Raw genomic sequence first — 1551 nt, forward strand, 5'->3', positions numbered from 1 at the left:
AGGCGTGGAGAAAGTTTAGAAGTTTAGGTGTTTAGAGCTGATGGAGGTAAAAAACTTACCTTTACCGCAATACAAGTAATTATGATTAAAGTTGGCGAATACAATACATTAAAAGTAATACGGGAAGTAGCATTTGGGGTTTATTTAGATGATGGCGCAGAAGGGATTTTATTACCTAAACGTTTTATGCCCGAAAATATAAAAATTGGCGATAACATAAATGTGTTTTTATACCATGATGGCGAAGACCGCCTGATTGCAACTACTCAAAAACCTAAAGGTATTTTGGGTGATATTGTAAAACTGCGGACAATAAGTGTAACACCGCAAGGTGCCTTTTTAGATAATGGCCTGATGAAAGATATTTTTGTACCCAAAAGCAAACAGCAGCGTGGCATGATACCCAACGGCGAGTATCTGGTAAAAATTTATTTAGATGAACAAACAGGTCGCCTTGCCGCAACTGAAAAAATAGAACTGTTTTTAAGTAATGATGCCTTAACCGTAAAAGTTTTGGATGAAGTTAACCTAACCGTTTACCGCCGCACCGATATTGGTTATGTTGTTATCATCAACAACCTGCACACCGGCGTTTTGCACCACAACGAAATTTACAGGGATATTACCGCAGGAGATCAATTTAAAGGTTTTATAAAAAAGATTTATCCTGATAATAAGATTGATGTATCCGCTGGTAAATCTGGTTACAACCGTGTGGAAGATGAAACACAAAAAATATTGCGCCTGTTACAAGAGAACGATGGCTATTTACCTTATTACGATAAAAGTGACCCTGAAGAAATTTACTCCTTCTTTGGAATGAGTAAAAAAACTTTTAAAATGACGGTGGGTAATTTATATAAACAAAAGAAAATTAGTTTGGAGAAGGCGGGGATTAGGTTGGTATAAATGCTAATTTAATTTCGACATTTGATTAGAATAATCCAATAAATTGGTAAGAGTAACAAAATCATATATAAATGTTTACTCTACATTGAAATGGTATATCAGTGAACGATAAATCCTGAAAAAATAAAATAGTATTACAATTACAGGCAAAATTGCAGCAATAATTTTGCTGAAATTAAATAATTTAAAACTTAACGCAGTTATAATTATCAAAATAAGTGGATAAAAAATTATCAATAAATATTCCAATTTACTTAATTGAGCAAACTCTGAATCCCCAAGCCTTGCATATGATACTAAACAAATAATTGGCCACATAACAATACCAATAAGACTTATACAATTTAGGTCGATAATCCAACCTGGAAAATCATTCTTACCAAAAATTGAGTTGATTATTTTAGGCATATGAGTTTAATGTTATAAAGTAATAAAATTAATATTTAAATTTCTAAAACATCGCCATTATTCCATTGATATAAGAATATGGTAGCAGCTTATAAATATTTTATCTTAATTCAATTACACTTATCACCGTCAATACATATAATGTTTCTGAGTAACAAATAAAACCATTGCGAAGGTTTATATTTAATCACTATTTTTGGAAAATACTAAAATTTAATTGCCCAATTTATACAT

Annotated in this window: 1 protein-coding gene; it reads left to right on the forward strand. The window is 31.5% G+C overall.

The features are described 5' to 3' along the window. The first annotated feature begins 81 nt into the window (after nt 1-81). Nucleotides 82-909, forward strand: coding sequence for a CvfB family protein (locus ACY65O_RS17280; protein WP_462222110.1), 828 nt, complete (start codon nt 82-84; stop codon nt 907-909). The last annotated feature ends 642 nt before the right edge of the window (nt 910-1551 follow it).

Origin of the sequence: Ferruginibacter sp., from assembly GCF_031430955.1 — a bacterium.
Taxonomy (GTDB): domain Bacteria; phylum Bacteroidota; class Bacteroidia; order Chitinophagales; family Chitinophagaceae; genus Ferruginibacter.

What these genes read in the sequence shown, in the direction of transcription:
- ACY65O_RS17280 (WP_462222110.1), top strand. Translation starts at nt 82, where the DNA reads ATGATTAAAGTTGGCGAATACAATACATTAAAAGTAATACGGGAAGTA.